Genomic DNA, 17,934 nt, shown 5'->3' on the forward strand with positions numbered 1-17,934 from the left:
TAAAAAGGGGCCAGTTGGTTCAGTCAAACAGCCTCGGATTGAGGCTGGGCACTATCGGCAGCGGGGAAGCGGCTGTAGCGGAGCGGAAGCCGATTTCCCGCTGCCGATAGCCGTTTTTGATTAAGGCATCTTGCTGCTCTCCTTGCCCTTCTGGCGCTTGCGGCTGCTGGCGAGCCGGAAGCTCTCGCCGTTCATCTCGAGGATGTGGACGTGATGGGTCAGGCGGTCGAGCAGGGCGCCGGTGAGGCGCTCGGAGCCGAACACTGATGTCCATTCGTCGAACGGCAGGTTGCTGGTTATGAGCGTGCTGCCGCGTTCGTAGCGCTGGCTGAGCACCTCGAACAGCAACTCGCCGCCAACGGCCGTGAACGGCACGTAGCCCAGCTCATCGAGGATCAGCAGCTTTACCGAAGCCAGATGCTTCTGAAGGGTGCGTAATCGGCGTTCGTCCCTGGCTTCCATGAGGTCATGCACCAGCGCTGCCGCTGTAGTGAATGCTACGCTGAGCCCTTTCTGGCAGGCGGCAAGGCCCAGTGCCAGGGCGGCGTGCGTCTTGCCGGTGCCGCTCGGCCCGAGCGCGATGACATTGCGCCGCCGCTCGATCCATTCCCCGCGTGCCAGTTCCAGCACAAGCGCCTTGTTCAGCGAAGGCTGGGCTGCAAAATCGAAGGTGTCGAAGCTCTTGGTGTGCGGGAATCTGGCCATGCGGATGCGGCGCTCGACCATCCGGCGTTCGCGATCGATCCGCTCGAGTTCGCACAGGCGCAGTAGATAGCGCGCATAATCGGCGCGGTCCTGCGCGGCCTCCAGGGCGACTTTCTCGTGCTCACGCACGAAGGTCGGCAGCTTCAGTGCCTTGAGGTGGTTGGCCAGCAGCACCGCTGGCGGCACGCTGGTCGAAGCCTGCTCAATGGCGGGCAGCGGCATCAGGTTCTCGGTCATGCTGCCGCTCCAGGAGCCGAAGCAGTCGTCCCGGACAGCAGGCCCAGATAACTGCGTGGATTGGTTCGCCCAACATGGGCGCGAGGCAGATGCGGATAGAGCTCCAGATCCAGACGCGGGGGGCGCTGCTCAAGGCGTGCCAGCGCAATCATCTTCACTGCATCAAAGCTGATCGCCCCCATCTCCAGCGCCCGCGCCACTGCCCATTCGACAAGGGTTTGCTCGAATTTCTCACATAGGCGCAGCACCTGAATGAACTCACGTCGACCTTCTTTGCCGCTGCGGGCCTCCATCAAACGACGGATACGGTGCATCGGTTCGGCCAGCACCCAGCCATCCAGCGGCGCAGCCTGATCCAGCGCGCGTGGCTTGCGCTCCAGTAGCGCCAGATAATGCAGCGGATTGGGGATGAAGTCTTCGCGTTCATAGCTGCGCGGGTGCACCGCAATCCGTTCCCCGCCGCAGATCACCTCAACCCTCTCGACATAGCCTTTTATCACCACCTCCTGGTGGGCGTAGGCGGTCGGCACCGAGTAATCATTGGTGCGGTAGCGCACGAGCGACATCGACGAGGCACGGCCCGTCACCATATGGCACGGATCGAACGCAGTCGCCGGCAACGCCATGAATGCCGCCAGGTCTGCCTCCATCCTTGTCGCTATGCTCTGCTCATTCCCGCGCAGCACAGCTTGACGGCGTTCCACGCATTGTTCGAGAAAGCGAGCGTTCATCGCATCAAAGCTCTCGGCCACCGGCATCGGCACCATGAAGTGACGCCGAACATAGCCAACCAATCCCTCGACCTTGCCTTTGTCATTGCCCTTGCCAGGGCGACCAAACTTGTCCTCGAACAGGTAATGGCTCTGCAGAGTGGAAAACATCCGGCTACGTTCACGCTTCCCGTCGCCCAGGATCTGCGCCACGGCCAGCTTGGTGTTATCGTACAGGATGGACTGCGGGATGCCGCCGAAGAAGGCGAACGCCGCCACATGGCCTTCACAAAAAGCCTCGGCTACTTCGGCCGGATACGCTTTGACAAACGGCGCATCGCTGTGCGGTAAATCCATGCAGAAATAGTGAAATCGCAGCAACTTGCCGCCGATGATCCCGTCCGCCTCGCCAAAGTCCACCTGGGCGTGACCCGGCTTGTGGCTTAGCGGAATGAACGCCTCGCGGCTGTGGAGCTTTGCGCTCGCCACATAATCGCGGACAATCGTGATGCCGCCAGCATACCCGTGCTCATCGCGAAGCCGCTCGAATATCCGAAACGCCGTATGGCGCTGCTTGAAATGCACCGTGCGATCCTCAACCAGTATCCGGTCAATGATCTCGGTGAACTCCGCAAGCTTGCGGCTGTAGCTCCTACCCGACCGCCCGTGCTGCGGCGGTTCCGGAAAGGTCAGCATCTTGTCCACCGTCTTGCGGTTGACGCCAAAATAACGCGCAGCACCCCGACGGCTCATCCCGTCGATCATCACCGCACGCCGGACCTTCTGATAAAGCTCCACTCTCTTCATCCTTCTCCTCCGCCCAAAAACGGAGGTTAGCAGGACTGGCCCCTTTTTATCCCGGTGCTCTCAGCCGACGGATGGCCCCTTTTATTACCGGTGTTCTCAGTTTTCATGGCGGTCCGTACAGAACCGTCGATGGCGCCCCAATCAATCAGGCGAACATGTGTATGAAACTTCGCCTGATATCCGATCTTATCGTCGTTCCCAAAGAGCCAGTACGCTTCGATGCCACCGTCGCCGCCAGCACCATGGATATGCCGAAACTCCCTGGCTTCAGTCGGTGGGTCTGATCTTCCAAGTTGCCGAATAAGGCCTTCGAAAGAGCCCCGCCAACCATCCACTGCGGGCCGCAATCGCGAAAATTCGAGCATATCTACTTACCGGGTAAGAAAGTGAACTCGATCGCTAGCGAAAAGGCTTGCGGGTTACCACTAGGTAACTGCACAAGTTTGATAAAATTCAACACGAATTTACTGATTCGTTCAGCATCCGCATCGCTTGCAATGTTTTTGAATCGGCTCCGCTTCCCTGCTAGGCCGCAACAATGCGCTTCATTCACACCGCCGACTGGCAGCTCGGCAAGCCTTTCGGCCGTTTCGACGCGGCGACCCGCACCGCGCTCACCGAAGCGCGTTTCGATGCGATCGATGCCATCGGCCGCGTGGCAGCGAAGCACGAGGCCGAGCACGTTCTCGTCGCCGGGGACGTGTTCGATACTGAAGGCCCGGACGAGCGTACCGTCGTCCAGGCGGTGACCCGCATGGAGCGCTATGCCTGCCGCTGGTGGCTGCTGCCCGGCAACCATGACTTCGCCCGCAACGGCGGCCTCTGGGACCGCGTGCGCAAGCGCGGCGTGGCCAATGTCACCGTGCTCGCAGAACCAGAGCCGCACGAGATCGCGGACGGCATCTGGCTCCTGCCCGCGCCCCTGCTACACCGCCACACCCGCGACGATCCAACCGAGACTTTCGATCGCATGGAAACCCCCGGCGCCACTTTGCGTATCGGCCTTGCGCATGGCTCGATCCGCGATTTCGGCACCCAGGGCGAAGCCCCGAACCTGATCGCGCCCGACCGTGTGCGCCGCTCGAACCTCGATTACCTCGCGCTGGGCGACTGGCACGGCCTGCTCTCGGTCGATGCGCGGTGCTGGTATTCCGGCACGCCCGAGACCGACCGCTTCGGCCGTGACGAGCCCGGCCAGTGCCTGCTCGTCGACCTGGTTCCCGGCGCCGTGCCGGTGGTCACGCCCTTGCCCACCGGCCGCTACCAATGGCTCCAGCGGGACTGGTCGGTTGCCGATGCGATCGGCTTCGCGGCGCTGTGCGACGATCTGCTCACCGCCTGCGATCCCGCCGCCACGCTGCTGCGCCTCGCGCTGTCCGGCATCGTCCCGCTGACCGACCGCGTGGCCATGCTCGCGCGGATCGAGGATGACCTCTCCCACCGCCTGCGCTTCCTCGACGTGCGCGATGCCGATGTCGTCGCGCGGCCGACCGAGGACGACCTTGCCGCGCTTTCCACCGAGGGAATGATCGGCAGGGCCGCCGCCATGCTGCGCACAAAAATCGAGGAAGGCGGGGCCGATGCCCACCATGCGCGCCGGGCGCTGGAACGCCTCTTCGTCGAAACCCTGAAAGCGCAGGAGAGCGCGGCATGAGCCTGTTCATTCGCCGCATCGCGGTCGAAAACTTCCGTAAGTTCCGCCAGCGCCACGAGATCGCCGGCCTGACCGACGGCCTCAACATCGTCATCGAGAACAACGAAGCGGGCAAGTCCACCCTGCTGGAGGCGGTGCGCGCCGCACTTTTCCTGCGGCATGGATCGAAGACCCAGCTCATCTCCTCATTCCAGCCGCTGGGAGACGAAGTGGCGCCCGAAGTCGAACTCGATTTCGCAGTGGGCGCGGACAGCTATACGTTGAAAAAGCGCTTCATCGGCCGCGCCATGGCCGAGTTGTCCGGCCCCGACGGGCGCAGCCAGAATGCCGAGGCGGAAGAACGCCTCCAGCGCCTGCTCGGCTTCGAGGCGCAGGGGCGCACGTTCGACAGCGAGCTTGCCGGCGCACTCGGAATGCTGTGGGTGGCGCAGGCAGAAGCCCTGTCCGTGACGCCGCCGGGATGCAGGGTGCGCGATATCATCGGCGCCACTCTGGAAGGCGAGGCAGGAACCATCCTTGGCGGCGCCGCCTTCCAGCAGGTGCAGGACCGCGTCGAAGTGCAGTTCCGCCAGTTCTTCACCGACAAGGGACAAGTCGCCAAGGCCGGGCGGCTTGGCGCCGCGCAGCAGCGCCTCGCCGCCGCCACCGAAGCGCTGGCCGAAGCCCAGCAGCGCGAGCAGGCTCTGGAAGCGGCCTTCACCGATCTCGATCAGGCCCGCCGCCAGTTGACGACACTTCGCCGCGACCTCGATGACGATCAGCATGCGGTGGAGCGCGCCGATCTCGAAAAGCGTCTGGAAACCGCGCGGAGCGCCGCGCAATTGCTGGCGCAGCGGCAATTGGAGGCCAGCGGCGCCGCGACGCGGCTTGCCGGCCTTCAGGACCTTGCAGACCGTCTTGCGCAATCTCAGACCCGCCGCGCCGGTGCCGACGAGCGGAAAGACGCGGCGCAGGCCGAACGGGCCACACTGGCGCAGACCCTCGCCTCTGCGCAGAGCGATCTGGCCGCCGCTGCAACCGCGCTCGATAGTGCGCGTCAGGCGCGGGACCTTGCGCGCACGGCTCTGGCGAAAGCACAGGCCCATGACACCGCACTACGTCGGCGCGAGGGGCTCGCCGCCGCCCATGCCCGCCATGAGAAAGTGCTTGCCCTCGAAACCGAGCGTGAGGCGCTCACTACGGCGGCCTCGCTGTTCGTGCCCGCGCCAGTGCTCGATGAACTCGATGTCGCCGAGCGCGAAATCCTGCGCCATCGCACCTTGCTGGAAACCGAAGGCACCCATGTCGAACTGACCGGCGCGGGCGCTTCGCTGGAAGGGATAACGCGCGACGGCGCCCCGCTCGGCAACGGTACATGGACGCTGGTCCGTGAAACCCGCATCGGCCTGCCCGGCGGCAGCGAACTGGTGCTGCGCCCGCCGCAGGCGCTCGCGGGCGCACAGGCCGCTCTCGATGCCGCCACGCGGCGCCATTCGGAACTGCTTGCCAAGTGGTCGCTGGACAGCCTGGCCGCCGCCCGGGCCCGCAACGAAGCGGCCCGCGAAGCCCGGCGTCAGATGGAAACGATCGATGCGCAGGTGCTGGCCGGCGCGCCCGCCGATCGCGACCTGAATCTCGCTGTGGGTCCGGATGCGCTCAAGCTCTTCGTCGCCGCCTATCCGCTGGAAACCGGTGAAATCGAGAAGGACGATACGCTTTCCGTCGCACAGGCCGAAGCCCAGCGCGAAGCCGCCGAAACCACCTTCGTGCGCGCCGAGACTCTCCACGCTCAGGCGGGCGAGGCCCTTCGCACCGCCGAGAAGGCTGACACGCCGCTCGCCATTGCCGAACAGACTGCCGCGAACGACAGCGCGAACGCGGCGGAAGACCTTGCCCGCCTGGCCCTTCATCCCGATTTTGCCGGACTAGACACCGCCCTCGCCGCCGCGCGCGAAACGGCGGCGACCGCGGCGGTCGCGCTGGAGAACGCCCGTGCCAATGCCTCGGCTTTCGATGAGGAGGCCATGCACCGCCGCATCGAGAACCTTGTCGCGCGCCGTAAGGCGGCGGAGGACGCGCGTTCGGACCTCAACATCCGGATTGCCGGTCTGGAAGCCCGCGTCGAAAGCGAAGGCGGCAAGGGCCTTGCCGAGCACGCCGCCGCCGCGCGCGACGAGCATGACGTCGCCATCGCCGCATTGTCGCGCACCAGCGATGAGGCAGAGACGCTGCGTCTGCTGCGCGAGACGCTGGCGCAGGCGCAAGTAGAGACTGCTCGCACGATCACCGGCCCTGTCGCAGCCCGCGCCACGCGCTATGTCGGACGGGTTCTGCAGGATGCGCAGCCCGCGTTCGGCGAAGACCTTGGCCTCGCCTCGATCCGGCGCGGCGGGCTCGACGAGGCGTGCGAACACCTGTCGCGCGGCACACAGGAACAGCTCGCGCTACTCACCCGCCTTGCCTTTGCCGACATGCTGCTGGAGGAAGGCCGCCCGGTCTCCCTGATCCTTGACGACCCGCTCGTCTACTCCGACGACGTGCGCCTCGATGCGATGATCGACCTGATCGCAGAAGCCTCCCGGCGCATGCAGGTGATCCTGCTGACCTGCCGGGAACGCGCCTTCCGCCATGTCGAGGGGAACCGCATTAGGCTTTGATGACCCGAATTGGACCCGAGGTTGCCAAAACATGGTTCCGTCAGGTGACAACGATTACGATAATCTATCGCGTCTATCCTGCCCGTACGGCCGATAGTTCATTGGGGTCCGGTCACGGCATACCGACAGAGAAGATCGTACCGGCCATAGGGTATGACTGATCGAAGCGCTGCTCAGTGGCCGCGGCGCGCGGATCGTCTTATCTACTGGCGCCGTCGTGCCGAACTTTTCGATACCGTGGACGACAGTCCGCGCGACGGTCTTCAGGACTATGAAGCGGCCCTGACCGAACGGCTGAATGGCCTCTACGGTTAGTGGCACAGGGGTTGTCACCCTTGCGGTATGCTTTCGCTCTTTAACGGGTGATCATGGGAAAAACTCAACAACACTTTGAAAAAGCGAGCAGCTCTTGTACTTGTGTCGTCGCCCGCATTTAAGTCGTCCGCGGGTGAGGGACTTCACGCCCGCTTGGTCACGTCTAGCGCTGGGTAACTGTGCATGCTTCATACTTGTCCACCACCCACCACTGAACTGCAGCGATGGTTGCGCGCCGCCTTCAATGACAATGGCAGCTACGGCCACGTGCTTTTCGAGGAACAGGCCGCGGTTGACGACCAACTGTTCGCCGCTTTGAAGAACTACTTTGAGTCGGCACACCTCGATGCACGCGATGTCTTTCACCGCGCCGCCCGCATAGACCTACATCCCGACGCAGATGGCACCGGTGTGCATGCGCAGTATCCAGCTTGTTTGCCGCCCACTGCACAAAAAGGCCTGTTTGGAGAGGTTATGGCGGGGCTGATGGCTCAGGCCTGCCAGTTTGTTGGCGGGCACGAGTGGTCAATTCCGATCTTCTTGTTCCGTTATCATACGGAAGTCCAGACCTACATTTTCGAACTGGCTCGAGATCCCAAGCGGGTCAGACAGGTTTCCGGCCGACATGGCAACGATTTCATCGCGCTTGGCCTCGATCCTGACACCGGCGAGGTCGTCCGGTTCATCGCTGGAGAGGCCAAGTGGCGAGCATCGCTCACTCCTTCGGTCATGGATGGCATGATGTTGGGAGATTGGACTGGATCCGAGGGCGCTCGCGTGCGCTCGGGTAAAGGCGTGTGGAACGAGATCAACAACGCGATCCCGGTGCCTGAAGGTCTCGAGCAGATTTATCGGCTCTTGAAGGAGCGATCCCCCGAAGATCACGATGCTGCTATCCTATCGCTAGATAAAGCACTTATGATCGGTGCTGCGCCTCTTCCGCGTACAGACTACGTGTTCGTCGCTGGTAACCGTCCCGCGGAAAGGGCGGCAGGTCAGGCTTACCTACCGATCGGCGCCCCGCCTGTTGAATACACTGCGGGACGGCCGTTGCAGGTAGTAGAAGTTGTTGTTGGCAATGGCGTCACGCTCATCGATCGTCTTTACGCAAGCCTCTGGTCCTATTGATGGCTGAGCTTGACCCTCAACGGCGGCAGATCGCGCTTGCTCTTCGTCAAAGTCGCGCGCTCGACAATGAACTACATGCCGACCAAGCGCGACTCTTCGTGCGCAGCCTTCAGCTGTCATGGCAGATGCCGCCGATATTCTGGCGAGAAGGCGAGTCTGTTCAACAGCTAGCAGACGCGCGGCGTCTCCTTCACGCCGCATCGGTTCTGGTCAATGTGGACGGTCCATGTTCGGCGGACGCCAACTCGTGCTATCGTCGCGCGGCAGAGTTGTTGGAATGGCTTGCTAGGTCGGGGGACGAGGTAACGCGCGACGTACCGGTCGTTTTTCTGGCAGCCGGCGCCTATCAACTTGCAGGACTGCCTGCAATGGCAGCAAGTTTGCTCCGAAACGCACCGGCAGGAAGCCTAGCTGGATCCGTCATCTCCGCATTTTTGCGAGCTGACTTCGACGAGGTACTTGAAGCAAGCGTCTCCTTCTGGGCCTTACATCCTGAACTCACTGGACGGGAGGGATCGACGCCTCTCCTTGCCGAGCCTGAAAACGACCGAGATACAGAGGGGAAGGAGCCGCAGACGGACAACTTAGGCCGATATCTGATGGCCGAAACCATTCGGTCGCTCGGGCTTTTTGCTGATGCTGTCAGAACAGCCAACCACGATCGGGTCACGCGGGCGCTCGACAAGCTGTCTGCGCTAGGTGGCCTGGCCGCGCGGCTGACTAGCGATGAACTTGCGATCCTGTTTAGATTGGTGGAGGCCGCCGGGAAGGGCTTTGCCGGAAACAGCATCCATAGCCGCGTCGAACGCCTCGCAGATCGGGCGCCCGAGCAGCGTCAAAGGATGTGGCGGTTTGCGCGCGAACAATTCGCGCGCGGTCGGGGAATTCTATGGACCTCGCAGGTTCAGGGGCTTGACCGCCTTGCGGATCAGGACAGCTTCGCGCTTTGCACACCGACCGGGTCGGGCAAAACGCTCGTCGCCAATCTCGCACTCGTAAAGGAACTGCTGCTCGTAGCGTCCCCGGCTCAAGGCCAAGCTCCTCTCGCCTTGTATCTCGTGCCCTCCCGGGCCCTTGCCGGCGAGGTCGAGCGCAAGCTTTCGGCTGAACTTGGCAGCGATGTGCTTGTCACCGGTCTCTATGGCGGAACAGACTGGGGCATCACGGACAACTGGCTAACTGCAGATCAGCCTGTTGTGCTGATCGCTACCGTCGAAAAGGCTGAGGCGCTGATCCGCTATGTCGGACATTTGCTCGTGCGGCGGCTTGAATTGCTGATCATTGATGAGGCTCACCAAGTGGTGAGCACGGGGGACGATCGGGCGCGGCGAGAACTCGCAGACCATGAGAGCCGCTCGATGCGGCTGGAAGCCATGGTTTCCCGGCTCCTCACGCTCAAGCCTGGTCTCTCACGCATCGCACTCACCGCCGTTGCGGGTGGCGCGGCTGGCCCCGTGTCGCGCTGGATCGAAGGACATCCGGATGCTGAGCCCATTGGGGAGAATTACCGGAGCAGTCGGCAGTTGATTGGGGCACTCCTCTGCGATCCCAGACGGCCGCCCCAGGCCACCCTAGAGGTCGTGAACGGGCATACGCTATATGTTCGAGGCCGGGAGCAAGCCATTTACCTTGACCTTCGCATTCCTCAGATGCCCCTCCCGAAGGCCGCGATCCGCAACAGCTTACCCCATTACACAGAGCTTTATACTCTCTGGACAGCGCTCCACCTGCTTCAGGGTGGGCGCCGCGTCCTCATTTCGATCCTGCAGTATCCCGAGCGCCTGATGAAGCGATATGCTCAGGCTTTCCAACTTCCGGGCTGGGATGCGATCGCAGCATTTGCTCCGCCGGGCGATGGCGTTGAACAGTCGTTGTTTGAAGAGGCGCGAGCTGCATGTGCCGATTATTGCGGCGTAAATTCTTACGAACTTCGTCTCCTCGAAAAAGGCATTGCGACAAGCCACGGACAGATGCCGCAGCGTCTCCGCCGTCTCATGACCGAATTGATCGAACGCCGCATCTGCCCGCTAACCATCGCTACGGCAACGCTTACAGAAGGAGTGAATCTTCCGTTCGATATCATCTTCCTTACCAACCTGGTCAGGCGCAGTTTCGATGCAGCGGAGGAATCAGCGGAAGCCAATGAGATCCCTGCTTCGGAGTTTCGCAACCTTGCGGGCCGGGCTGGTCGACCTGGAGCGGCGGAGTCAATCGAAGGTATAACCCTTGTCGCGCTGCCAATTCATCCCTCGACGACCGCAGCCCAGACTCGCCCCCTCCACGAGTTGCAGATCGCGAGTTCGGAAGGCTATTTCCAGAATCTTCTACGCCGTCTCCAAGCCGATGAGACTGCCGGTGCGGCGGTTGGCAGCCCGCTTGCCACCCTTCTGCTTGCAATCACTGAGAAGTGCAGGACGGTCCTCGGGATTACAGGCGAGGACGCGATCTTAGCGTGGCTGGAGCAGGCGACCGCTCCGCGCATAGGTTCAAATCTCGCATCGGGCTCACGCAATCCGGCCGACCAGCTCGCCGATAGTCTTGACGAACTCGACGGGTTTCTTCTTTCCGCAAACGAGGAGCTTTCGCTCTTAGTGACCGGTCAAGTCGATCCGGCTCAGGCCGAGGCATTCCTCCGAAGCTTGTGGCAACGTACCTTCAGCTACGCCGCTACGGCCGAGGAGGCATTCATGGAGCGGTGCTTCATCCAGCGCGGTCGCGCGATCGTGGAGACCATCTACCCGGATCCTGCCTTGCGGAAACGCCTCTACCATTTTGGTTTTACGCCTCACGTCGGCACGACATTCGATAGCGTCGCGCCTACCATTGTAGCGGAGCTAAAGATGTGGGTTGAATATGGCCGCATGACAGCCGAGGTTCGTTACGAACTGTTCCGACGGCTTGCTGAATTGTTGCGCAGCATTCCAGGCATCGGCTTCAAGGCCAATGATACTGTTCGCGGAAGGGCGATCCTGGCGGCATGGGAAACGGTGCTCGGCTGGTGGATGCAGCGGCCAGGCACATCTGCCCCGCAACCGGATGATCTTCGGGCGTGGCAGCGTTTTGTAGCGGAAAATCTCGAGTTCCGGCTCGGCGTGGCTATCGGCGCTGCGGTAGCTCAGGTCTGGGGAGAGACTGCCGGAGACCTGGAGACTCCGACGCTTGCTACCTGGCGAGAAACCACAGGGTTGCCATGGATCGCCTTCTGGTTTCGCGAACTCCTTCGCTGGGGAACTTTCGACCCCTTTGTCGCCTTCGCACAGGCGCAGGGGCTAGCAAAGACGCGCGAGGAAGCCGATTCCCTCAGGCCACAGTTCGTCGGGTGGCTTGCTGCGGCGGGAATTGTGTCGGACGCGGAAAGCTTGATTGACCCACAGCAGTTCGTCGCGTGGCAACGCTCACTCAAGGCGTCCGTTAGCGCAACGACAAATCCGATGACGGCCAGCGTCGTTACGCTAACCGGTGTCGACGGACGCTGTCCGTCCTATTCCGTTCGGCCGATCGCAGATGCTGGTGGTGTAACCTGGATCGACCCTGCTGGATATCTAGTCGCAACATCTCCGGCTTCCAGGGAACTCGTCACTGACAATCCATCCCGACACGATTTTAGCATCAATCGCACCTTTGGCCCGATGGTTCACAGGACATTCTAATCGTTGATGCATGGACGCTGTATTCTGACATGCCCGATCACGCTGATGAAACCTAGTGACGCACCCAGCCCATCACCGTGACCCTGCTCGGGAAACTCTAACCCCAGGTGGTCCCGAGAATGGTGTCGGATCAACCCAGGATCACTAATCAGTAGAAATCAACACGCAGGCAATCCGCACGGCCGATCTCAATGTTCCCGTGCGCCACCGAGGCCCAAACCATTGGATGCGCTGTCGGGATGTGATCGCCCGTTGACCGGCCTGCTCTGCAAGCTGGACCAGGTCGCATAGATCGAATTTGGAAACATACAACCTATTTTCGTCTGAAAGGCTCTTCTCAATTAAAAATCAGTCATGATGTCATTTTCCGTTCTGCGCTTCTTGACGAAACGACCGTTCCCTTGAAATGCTATATTGCCAGTGGGGCAAAATGGGGCGGAATAGTGGTCATCAATCGTTCAAAATTGCTGAAATTGGTCGTCAAAAATCTCGGTTGCATAGGCCCGGAAGGTGTCGAGGTCGCACTCGACAATGTCGTTTGCTTGGTCGGGAAGAATAATGCCGGCAAATCGACTATTCTGCGCGCTTATGAGCTAGCAATAAAACCCACTCTGTTTTCCGGAACACGCGATCGATGCCGCTGGGCGCCAGACGACGAGCCGTCCGTCGTCGAACTCGACGTTCACATTCCCGAAGGCGTGGCGAATGTCGATGAGAAGTGGAAAACGGCTGACGGGCATCATCTTGTCGTGCGCAGCCGATGGGAATGGTCCCCAGACGGATCCTTTGTCCGCAAGACCTGGGATCCCGAGGCGGAGATTTGGTCGGACAGCGAAAAGGCCGGGGGTGCGGACAATGTCTTCAAATCACGATTGCCGCGACCGCTTCGCATCGGTTCGCTGCAGGATGCGTCCGAAACCCAATCAGTTCTGCTAGCCCTAGCACTATCCCCTTTTGCGAAGGAGTTAGGCGACCTTCAAAAGGATCCGGCCTCCGATCTGGCAAAGTCTGTCTCGAACCTCTCCGAGATCGTGTCTGGCCTCACCAAAACCCACGAAGATCGTTTTACGGAGATCGCTGGGCAGGTGCACGACGGTTTTGCAGGGGTCTTCCCAGGTCTTGGTATCCGACTAGAAGTTGCGATGGCGGAGCCGAAATATGATTTGGAGAAGCTGCTTAAGGAAGGCTCCGGAATCCGCGTCACCGACGGCGATGTAGAAACCTCCGTCGAGCAACAAGGGGCCGGAGCGCGGCGCGCATTGTTTTGGTCGATGCTCACCGTCCATAACCAGCTGTCACGCCGCAATGAAACGGAAGCCGCGCTCGAGAAGGCGGTGAGAACCGCCAAGAAGGATGATGCCAAGGCCGCCGCGATCGAGAAGCTCGAAGCGTTTCGCAAGGGCGAAAAAGAGCCCGACGAAAATGACCCTGCCTTTCCAGGCTATCTCCTGCTCATCGATGAGCCGGAGAATGCCCTGCATCCGATGGCGGCGCGGGCGGCGCAACGACACCTCTACAAACTTGCTGAGGATCCCGAATGGCAAGTCATTATGACAACCCATTCCCCATATTTCGTGAATCCGCTTGAGGATCACACCACGATCGTGCGCCTCGAACGCAGCGGCGGCGACAAATCGACGCTGGGTAGCAAAACCTATCGGGCCGATGATGTCGTCTTCGACGACGACACCAAGCGCAATCTGAAGGCGATCCAGCAGATGGATGTCGGGTTCTCCGAAGTGTTCTTCGGTTCGCATCCGATCCTGGTCGAGGGCGATACCGAACACGCCGCGTTTATCGCTGCTATCGTCGAAGCAGATCATGAGCTCGCCGATCGCGCGACCGTCATCCGGGCGCGCGGGAAAGCAATATTGCCTGGCCTAATCACAATGCTCAGGCATTTCCGCATACCGTTCAGCATCGTCCACGACGTCGACTGGCCCTTCAACCGTGAAGGTGGCGGAAACGGCATGTGGACGATCAACCAGTCGATCTACGACGCAGTCTTTGAATGTCGAAAGGCCGGGATCGCGGTTCGTCACCGTTGCAGCATTCCGGACTTCGAGCGCAGCCTTGGCGGTTCTGAACTGGGCAAGGACAAGCCGCTATCAGCATATCTGCGTGTGAGCGGCGATGCAGCGTTACGGGAGAAGCTCCAACAATTTTTGGTTGATATCTGCGATGGCGCGGAGCTCGAACCATTCGGTCCGCTGCCGGATGGACTCCCCTATATCGAAAAAGTGGAGGCTATGTTGCACAAGTGGAACGGCGCCCATGGCACAGCCGATGACATACGGCTCGTCGGCAAGACGATACCGGAGATCAAGTTGATGTGAGGTGGTTCTGTGTTAGCGGGTCGTGATTTGCCCCGAGACGGAGTACTGTGGCAGAACGCGGTATAGGTTTTTCGCAGACAGGCAGCGCTGCGCACGAAGGGCGCTCTCGACACCCTTCGTGCCCCCAAAGCCTGCGAAGCGCCTCCTTGCACAGCAACAGGATTCCGGCCTGGACATTCCGGACAGCGGACAGCAACCGCCGGGGATCTTTGGAACGATAATCCTCGATCCCGATCTAGATGGATTGCACCACATTTTCGAGAATAGTGTGCATCTAATCGGCATCCGACCCCGAACTTGAGAACCGTCAACTTCTTACTATTTAATATTTCATGTACTCAAGATTGTTAGTTCAAAAGGTTTCGCCTGTGCCCAACCAAAGAGCAAATGAACTCAAGCAATGCCTTTTCGACGCGTATGACGGCTTCGCCGACAAGCGGTACAAAGATATCTCCAGGGACTCACCGTTCATCGTCGACGATCGGGGTGAGGGCGACTACGATGCCAAGGGCCGTCTGTTCCTGTGGTTTTGCCAGATGTTCGCGACCGTCAAAAATGCCGACACTGTTCATCTCTGGCTACGCGGCGGAACGCCCGTGAGCGACGACGTGACCGCCTGGTTCAAGGCACACAACGCGGAGCCGGAAGCCGATGGCGTCGGTTTCGACCTGCGTCCAGATACGGTGGCCGATCTGGAGGACTTGGCGGTGCGGTTCGAAGGCATTATCCGCAAGCGATATGACACCAAGGCCTACAAGTACGTCGTGCCCCGTGTCGCCGCTTCGCTTCGAAGCCTGCAGGATGTGCTCGAAGCTGCCTGGAGCTAGCAGGCGCGTGGGCGCCACCTAGTCAAGAACTGATGTTCCGCAGTGTTTCATTTTCAACATCGGCGCCTTTGCGCGTAGCATCCGGCGACCGCGCCCATCTCAGCCCCTCTGGGTGCGTTGGCACGAGCAATGTTGATGACGACCGAACATCACCTGTGGGCCTGTGCATGGACAATCGAAAATCGGCACGGTGGTCAGGCTCGCGATTTCGTGAAGCAAGGCAGCCAAGAGATCGCTGCAAAGCGCGCAAGCGAAGGCATTCAAATTTATCGCCTAATCGCCGCCCTTATTCGACATGTAAGGGACGAGCTTGAGCGCCCGCGTCACTAGATTGCGCCGCTCCTCGATTTCGAATCGAACATTGCGACGATTTCTCGCTCGGGCGCAAAAACAGCTGGCGCGAAACGCGCTGCATGGGCTTTGCCGTCAACAAGTCCGTAGAGAACAAGATCCGCTGAATGGCCGCTTTCCGGCGACATTTCTGGCCGCCGGGCGAGCCGCTCTTAGAATGCCTTGCTGCCATTTGTCGGCTGTTTGAACGAACGTCCGCTCCAGCCTAATGTCGCCCGGAAGCGGACTTACCGGATCGTCCGACTTAGCGGAAATAATGGCCGGCTCAGGTGCAGATATTAAATGCTTGGAAGCGAGCGACGGAATGTCGCCGCTGAGTGCCGATGACCGCGCGTTCCATGAAGCCGCAGCCTATTGCCAAGCGAACAACGCCTTCGAAAAGGGAGGATGGCCGAACCCAGTGCTGTAGCCCCTCTTTCCTTCGGAGACTAAGTCGGCAAGAAGAGTGCCATGCTGCGCACACTCTATCCGTCCATCGAACCCTACGCCACCGGAATGCTCGATACCGGTGAAGGCCATAGCATCTATTACGAGCGCTGCGGCACTCCGGGGGCAAAGCCTGCGGTCTTCGTGCACGGCGGCCCCGGCGGCGGGATCTCGCCGTCGCACCGCGGTCTGTTCGATCCCGAGCTATACGACGTGCTCCTGTTCGAACAACGCGGCTGCGGCCGATCGACGCCGCACGCCTCGCTCGATGCCAACACCACCTGGCACCTGGTTGCAGACATCGAACGCCTGCGAGAACTCGCGGGCGCCGAACAGTGGCTCGTGTTTGGGGGCTCCTGGGGTTCCACGCTTTCGCTGGCCTACGCGCAGACGCATCCGGAGCGCGTGGCGAACTGATCCTGCGGGGCATCTATATGTGCTCCCGGGCGGAACTCGACTGGTTCTATCAATTCGGCGTGTCGCAGCTGTTCCCGGACAAGTACGAGCGCCTCATGGCGCCGATCCCCGAGGACGAACGAGACGACATCCTGCGCGCCTATCATCGCCGGCTCACAACAGGTTCGCCCGAAGAGCAGATCGAGGCCGCCCGTGCGTGGAGCCTGTTCGAAGGGGAGGTCATCACCTTGCTTCCCGACGCCGCGACCTCTCAGCAGCACGACGATGGTCATTTCGCGCTCGCCTTCGCGAGACTGGAGACCCACTATTTCGTCCATGATTGCCGGCTCGAGCCCGATCAGCTTCTCCGTGATGCCCCCAAGCTTCGCACGATCCCGGGCACGATTGTCCATGGGCGCTACGACATGCCCTGCCCCGCCCATTACGCCTGGGCGCTGCACAAGGCCTGGCCTGAAGCCGACTCCCATCTGATCGAAGGCGCAGGTCATGCCTATTCCGAGCCGGGCATCCTTGATCGGCTGATCCGCACCACGGATCTATACGCGAATAAGGCGGGCGCCTGACGGCGGGGTGCCCCTATCTTGGGGGCACTCTTTTCTCGAACGACACGGGAGTCACGTATGTGACCGCGACTTGGTTCAGGAGTCCGACCTCCCTCCAGGTCGCAGCTGGACTATCGCGCCAGAAGTGCGACGGGGCACTTGTCGCGGTGTTGGCGTCAGCCAGTCCGTCACCGCTCATCCCGCCGGGTCGGAAAAACCGGCCCGCGTACCCGCATCCGCGTTTCGTCAAAGGGCCGTTGGAGCCGGGCGATTTCGGCATAGGATCCGCCTAGCCAGTATCGATATCCCTCGGCTCCAGAATGGTGAGCATCGCCTTGGGGTGGATCGGTTTGACCAGTGGGTTGGCATCGCAGGTCACCATGGCGAAGGCTTCACCAATTTCGGTGTGCTGCCAGAAGCCGGCGACCGCGAACACCGGCTGATCCGTCACGGAAAACCACATCTCACCCTTGCGCGGCGGCTTGCCATCCCCGATGGTCATGCTTGTCCGGGGTGAACTCGCAGAATTCGCTCAGCGGCACGATGCAGCGGTTTTTCGGGTCTTCGGCAAGGCGCTGCCACTGCGGCGCGGCGAGATTGCGCACGTTCGTCATCGGCCAGGCCCCCTTGCCTCCCAGCACGTCCCAGCTCATCACGTCCCACCCCCGGATGCCGTCCTGCTCGCGCACCACGTAGGCCCGCCCCTTGGGTCTCAGCTCCTGGGGATCGAAGCGATTGTCGCGCGGCCGTTCGCGAAAGAGCTCAGCGACCGAACCGAAGAGGGTTTCAGGCTCTCCCTTGAAGCGGACACGGTTGCACATGGCATTGCTCCTGATCGCGGCGCGCATCCCCTGGCGAGGCTGCCTCGCCGGAAGCATCGCAGCCGGCAACCGGCGCTATGAGAGAATTGCTAGCGAGGCGCGCTAGGACGGGCCGACTTCTTCATAGCATCCGGCGAGCCGCAGCTGGCGGACAATTCCGTTGAAAGCTGCCGTCACCCCCTGCGCCCGGCCGATCTCGTTATCCTGGCAGGCGGCATCCCAGTAGAGCTCGAGCGGCCAGCGCTCCCGGCAGTGCGGCAGCAGGCATCTGAGGGCGAGGCGAACCTCGACGGTATCGACCCTGCCGTCGCTGCAGCGGGTCACGCCGCCGCGCAGGATATGCAGCGAGAGCGCGATGATCACGCGCTGGTG

The 17,934-nt window shown here is 61.3% G+C and carries 11 protein-coding genes and 2 pseudogenes; 9 read left to right on the top strand and 4 right to left on the bottom strand.

Annotated features, from left to right (window positions below; genetic code table 11):
* Positions 1-120: 120 nt before the first annotated feature.
* On the bottom strand, positions 121-927 hold the full coding sequence (istB, locus tag ACZ1J6_RS06185; protein ID WP_132269683.1) for an IS21-like element helper ATPase IstB: 807 nt from the start codon (positions 925-927) through the stop codon (positions 121-123).
* 11 nt (positions 928-938) lie between these two features.
* Positions 939-2,459: an IS21 family transposase gene (istA, locus tag ACZ1J6_RS06190; protein WP_442047891.1), complete on the bottom strand. Its 1,521-nt coding sequence runs from the start codon at positions 2,457-2,459 to the stop codon at positions 939-941.
* Positions 2,460-2,997: 538 nt separating this feature from the next.
* Here istA and ACZ1J6_RS06195 point away from each other — a divergent pair.
* The 9 genes and pseudogenes from ACZ1J6_RS06195 to pip all read left to right on the top strand — a co-directional run bounded on the left by ACZ1J6_RS06195 (position 2,998) and on the right by pip (position 16,762).
* Entirely contained in the window at positions 2,998-4,113 is a 1,116-nt protein-coding gene (locus tag ACZ1J6_RS06195; RefSeq protein WP_465127094.1) for a metallophosphoesterase family protein, read from the top strand.
* Positions 4,110-6,749, top strand: a complete 2,640-nt coding sequence (locus ACZ1J6_RS06200; protein WP_465127095.1) for an AAA family ATPase — start codon at positions 4,110-4,112, stop codon at positions 6,747-6,749. Before ACZ1J6_RS06195 ends, ACZ1J6_RS06200 begins: the two co-directional genes overlap by 4 nt.
* Positions 6,750-6,902: 153 nt before the next feature.
* Positions 6,903-7,064 carry a hypothetical protein gene (locus ACZ1J6_RS06205; RefSeq protein ID WP_465127096.1) on the top strand — a complete coding sequence of 54 codons (162 nt, stop codon included), beginning with the start codon at positions 6,903-6,905 and terminating at the stop codon, positions 7,062-7,064.
* A 183-nt stretch (positions 7,065-7,247) separates the two neighbouring features.
* Positions 7,248-8,192 carry an aminotransferase gene (locus ACZ1J6_RS06210; protein ID WP_465127097.1) on the top strand — a complete coding sequence of 315 codons (945 nt, stop codon included), beginning with the start codon at positions 7,248-7,250 and terminating at the stop codon, positions 8,190-8,192.
* The gene (locus ACZ1J6_RS06215; protein WP_465127098.1) at positions 8,192-11,842 is read left to right on the top strand and encodes a DEAD/DEAH box helicase; all 3,651 of its coding nucleotides are present in this window, start codon (positions 8,192-8,194) and stop codon (positions 11,840-11,842) included. Before ACZ1J6_RS06210 ends, ACZ1J6_RS06215 begins: the two co-directional genes overlap by 1 nt.
* A 443-nt stretch (positions 11,843-12,285) precedes the next feature.
* On the top strand, positions 12,286-14,178 hold the full coding sequence (locus tag ACZ1J6_RS06220) for an ATP-dependent nuclease (RefSeq protein ID WP_465127099.1): 1,893 nt from the start codon (positions 12,286-12,288) through the stop codon (positions 14,176-14,178).
* A gap of 368 nt (positions 14,179-14,546) precedes the next feature.
* Positions 14,547-15,005 carry a hypothetical protein gene (locus ACZ1J6_RS06225; protein ID WP_465127100.1) on the top strand — a complete coding sequence of 153 codons (459 nt, stop codon included), beginning with the start codon at positions 14,547-14,549 and terminating at the stop codon, positions 15,003-15,005.
* A gap of 135 nt (positions 15,006-15,140) precedes the next feature.
* Entirely contained in the window at positions 15,141-15,335 is a 195-nt protein-coding gene (locus ACZ1J6_RS06230) for a hypothetical protein (protein ID WP_465127101.1), read from the top strand.
* 471 nt (positions 15,336-15,806) lie between these two features.
* Positions 15,807-16,762 (top strand): annotated as a pseudogene (gene pip / locus ACZ1J6_RS06235) (prolyl aminopeptidase).
* A 167-nt stretch (positions 16,763-16,929) separates the two neighbouring features.
* On the opposite strand, the pseudogene ACZ1J6_RS06240 reads toward pip, so the two are convergent.
* Together ACZ1J6_RS06240 and ACZ1J6_RS06245 are read right to left on the bottom strand one after the other, a co-directional pair.
* Positions 16,930-17,562 (bottom strand): annotated as a pseudogene (locus tag ACZ1J6_RS06240) (SOS response-associated peptidase family protein).
* A 102-nt stretch (positions 17,563-17,664) separates the two neighbouring features.
* The gene (locus ACZ1J6_RS06245; RefSeq protein WP_465127102.1) at positions 17,665-17,925 is read right to left on the bottom strand and encodes a hypothetical protein; all 261 of its coding nucleotides are present in this window, start codon (positions 17,923-17,925) and stop codon (positions 17,665-17,667) included.
* Positions 17,926-17,934: the final 9 nt, after the last annotated feature.

The organism is Novosphingobium sp. BL-S-21 (assembly GCF_055521655.1).

What these genes read in the sequence shown, in the direction of transcription:
- istB (WP_132269683.1), bottom strand. Translation starts at nt 927, where the DNA reads ATGCCGCTGCCCGCCATTGAGCAGGCTTCGACCAGCGTGCCGCCAGCG.
- istA (WP_442047891.1), bottom strand. Translation starts at nt 2,459, where the DNA reads ATGAAGAGAGTGGAGCTTTATCAGAAGGTCCGGCGTGCGGTGATGATC.
- ACZ1J6_RS06195 (WP_465127094.1), top strand. Translation starts at nt 2,998, where the DNA reads ATGCGCTTCATTCACACCGCCGACTGGCAGCTCGGCAAGCCTTTCGGC.
- ACZ1J6_RS06200 (WP_465127095.1), top strand. Translation starts at nt 4,110, where the DNA reads ATGAGCCTGTTCATTCGCCGCATCGCGGTCGAAAACTTCCGTAAGTTC.
- ACZ1J6_RS06205 (WP_465127096.1), top strand. Translation starts at nt 6,903, where the DNA reads ATGACTGATCGAAGCGCTGCTCAGTGGCCGCGGCGCGCGGATCGTCTT.
- ACZ1J6_RS06210 (WP_465127097.1), top strand. Translation starts at nt 7,248, where the DNA reads ATGCTTCATACTTGTCCACCACCCACCACTGAACTGCAGCGATGGTTG.
- ACZ1J6_RS06215 (WP_465127098.1), top strand. Translation starts at nt 8,192, where the DNA reads ATGGCTGAGCTTGACCCTCAACGGCGGCAGATCGCGCTTGCTCTTCGT.
- ACZ1J6_RS06230 (WP_465127101.1), top strand. Translation starts at nt 15,141, where the DNA reads ATGACGACCGAACATCACCTGTGGGCCTGTGCATGGACAATCGAAAAT.